Origin of the sequence: Bacillus sp. S4 (assembly GCF_040838205.1) — a bacterium.
Taxonomy (GTDB): domain Bacteria; phylum Bacillota; class Bacilli; order Bacillales; family Bacillaceae_G; genus Bacillus_A; species Bacillus_A cereus_U.
The window spans coordinates 1-3,115 of sequence record NZ_JBFPJI010000358.1 but is presented as its reverse complement, the minus strand read 5'-3'; the positions used below and the strand labels follow the sequence as shown (position 1 = coordinate 3,115).

The following is a 3,115-nucleotide window of genomic DNA, read 5'->3' as shown; positions in this document are numbered from 1 at the left end:
CAACATATCTTTATCATTTAACATTGAATAACTAATTCGTAAATGATTATATTGATTTTCATGGTTTAATAGACAAGCTGTTCCGGGTAAAAAAGAAACATCTACTTCATTCGCTTTTTGTAATAATGTAAAAGGGTCGATTGACCGAGGGAGTGTAACCCATAAGTTAAATCCACCATTAGGTATTTCAAATTCTAATTCTTTTAATGGAGATAATATATCAATTGTTAAATCACGTCTAATTTGTAAAGCTGTACGTAATTTTTCTAAATGATTTTTCATTCGTTCCGCCCGTAAAAAAGGAAGTAGTGCTTTCTGCGTTAATAAAGGGCTACCAATATCCATAGAAGCTTTCACTGCATATAACCATTCAAAAATAGGACCTTCAGCTGCAAGCGCCGCGATGCGAAGGCCTGGTGCTAACGTTTTACTAAATCCTTTTAAATATATAACATGACCATTTGTATCAAAGCTTTTTATGGGGGGAGGTACTATAGCATCCTCAAAATAAATTTCTCCGAAAGAGTCATCCTCAATAATGAAGAAGTTATATAACTCTGCTAGTTCTACAAGCTCTATTCTTCGTTCTTTACTCATCAAAGTACCTGTTGGATTCTGAAAAGTAGGATTCACATATAACAAGACAGGATTTTTCCTTTGACAAATATCATCGATTAAGTCTGAGCGAATTCCGTTGTTATCAAGACTAACAGGGATAATTTGAACTCCTTTATTAACAAATACATCAAGCGCCGCTCCATAACATGGACTTTCTACTAAAACTAAGTCTCCGGGCTTTAATAATGTTTGAGCGATTAAATCAATTCCTTGCTGGGCACCACTTGTAATTAATAATTGAGATGGATCTATAACTAATTGTTGGTGTTCTTTTAAGTAGTTCGTTATTTCCACTCTAAGTTCTTTATCGCCTTGAACAGGTCCGTAAGTTGCTAAAATCATTTGATCTTTATTAAGTAATTTGAGCATTTCATCTGAAAGAAATGGATTTGGTAATAAACGTGGATACAGGATCGCTTGTGAAAAATCGAAATATTTACGGTGTTGGTTCATTACATATTGAGAACGCATAACATTAATAGATTTCGTTTGTTGCCATTGATACGGAATTGGTTTGAAATCTTTTCTTATTCGTTTATGTATATAGGCACCTTTTCCTTGCTCGATCCGTATATAATCTTTTGTTTCTAACTTTTTATATGCCTTACGAACTGTTAATAAGCTAATTTGTAAATCATCGGCCATAGAACGTAAAGAAGGGAGGTAATCGCCATGTGTAAGCATCCGGCTTTGAATCCTCTCAACAATTTGCATATATATTTGTTGGTAATATGGTATGTTGGATTCTTTACGTAGTACTATCTTCATAGAATCACCTGTTTTTCTTTTTAATTTAATTAAAGCGAAAAACATTCTGACAATCAACTATATTTTTTTCAACTGTTATATGCGTGGATACACTGTTATACACCATATCCTCTATACTCATTTCAAGAGTGAAAAGGAGGAAGACAAATGGTCATTTTAAATTATATTTTAGTATGTATTATTTTTGGAACGACATTTTTAACGATAAAAATTGGAATAGAAGCGGGCGCACCACCATTATTTTCAGCTGGAATTCGTTTCTTTTTAGCGGGCCTTATTCTCATTATTATTTTTAAATTAAAGAGAAAGGATATTAGGCCTTACTTATTATCAAAACGTATTATATATGCTGGTTTTTGTTTAACTTTCATGACATTTGCGACCCTTTACTGGGCTGAACAATATATTTCTTCTGGATTAGCTGCAGTACTATCCGCAACAGGTCCAATGATGATTTTACTATTGCAATCAAAGAGAAATAAAACAAAATTGCAAAAAGAACAACTTGTTGCTTTAGTTATCGCACTCATTGGCGTTTTTGGTATTTCTTTACCTGGAATGCATCAAGAACTTACATTAATATGGAGTATCGCTTGCCTGGTTATATTAGTAGGAGAGTTATTTTATGGAATAGGTTCTATTCGTTCAAAAGAAATACTTTCAGATTTACCGGACGTATCACCATTTCTCATTAACGGTATTCAAATGTTTTATGGGGGAATCTTGCTGTTAATTGTATCTGTTGTAATGGAACAGCCTAATCTAACAGTCTTAACATCTTGGAGTGTACAATGGCCAATTTTATATCTCATATTTGTAGGGTCTATCGGCGGACACGGCTTATATTACTGGCTCTTATCAAAAACAAATCCAGTATTTCCATCAACGTGGTTATATGTATCTCCATTAATTGCTGTTATTGTAGGTTATTTTATATTAGGAGAACCATTAAATCCTACAATGGGAATTGGTGCTTGTTTAATCTTGATTGGTGTGTTTTTAGCAAATCGTTCTACACTTGGGGTTTATTTTAAGCAAGGAAGGTTGTTAAAAAAAGAGATGTAGTTAAAGTTTAATGATGTGGAAAACAGCGAAAAACGTATTCAAACTTTAGAAGAAAATGATTAACATATTAGAATACAGATTAGAGATAGTAAAATCAAAAACACAGTGGGGGAAATAACCAACTGTGTTTTTATATAGGGTGTATTTAATTTTACAATTAACTAAATCGATCGCATATTGTTTGGTGGATGAGTGTTATTTTTTTATTACGGTATTGCCCATCGCAATAGAAATTCGATTCCAGCTGTTTATTTGATTAATGATTAACACAAGATCAACATATTGTTTTTCGTCAAAGTATTCACGTACTCGGTTGTATAGATTTTCAGGAACTCTTTTAGTAGGAATGAGAGTAATATGCTCCGATAGTTCCAAAGCAACTTTTTCTTCAGGAGTATAAAAATCACAATCATTCCAAGCATTTAAGCAATAAATTCTTTGCTCGGTTTCACCTAATTTTCGGGCGTCAGAAGTATGCATATCGATACAATAAGCACAACCATTAATTTGAGAGACTCTAATTTTTATAAGCTCTCTAACAGCGCGATTAATTGAGGATTTCTTCGTGTATTTCTCCATATCCATCATAATTTTCATACCATCAGGCGAAATATCATAGTAGGCAATTCTTTGACTCATAAGACAAAACCTCCATTATTATAAG

The 3,115-nt window shown here is 33.0% G+C and carries 3 protein-coding genes; 1 reads left to right on the top strand and 2 read right to left on the bottom strand.

Annotated elements, in window-relative coordinates:
* A partial coding sequence (gene pdxR, locus AB3X48_RS20020) for a MocR-like pyridoxine biosynthesis transcription factor PdxR (protein WP_367959856.1) occupies positions 1–1,386 on the bottom strand: 1,386 nt, incomplete at its 3' end.
* Positions 1,387–1,533: 147 nt separating this feature from the next.
* Between pdxR and AB3X48_RS20015 the strand changes: the two genes are divergently transcribed.
* Complete coding sequence (locus AB3X48_RS20015; protein WP_016104940.1) at positions 1,534–2,451, top strand: DMT family transporter; 918 nt, start codon at positions 1,534–1,536, stop codon at positions 2,449–2,451.
* A gap of 195 nt (positions 2,452–2,646) precedes the next feature.
* On the opposite strand, the gene AB3X48_RS20010 is transcribed toward AB3X48_RS20015, so the two are convergent.
* On the bottom strand, positions 2,647–3,090 hold the full coding sequence (locus AB3X48_RS20010; RefSeq protein ID WP_016104941.1) for a carboxymuconolactone decarboxylase family protein: 444 nt from the start codon (positions 3,088–3,090) through the stop codon (positions 2,647–2,649).
* Positions 3,091–3,115 lie beyond the last annotated feature (25 nt).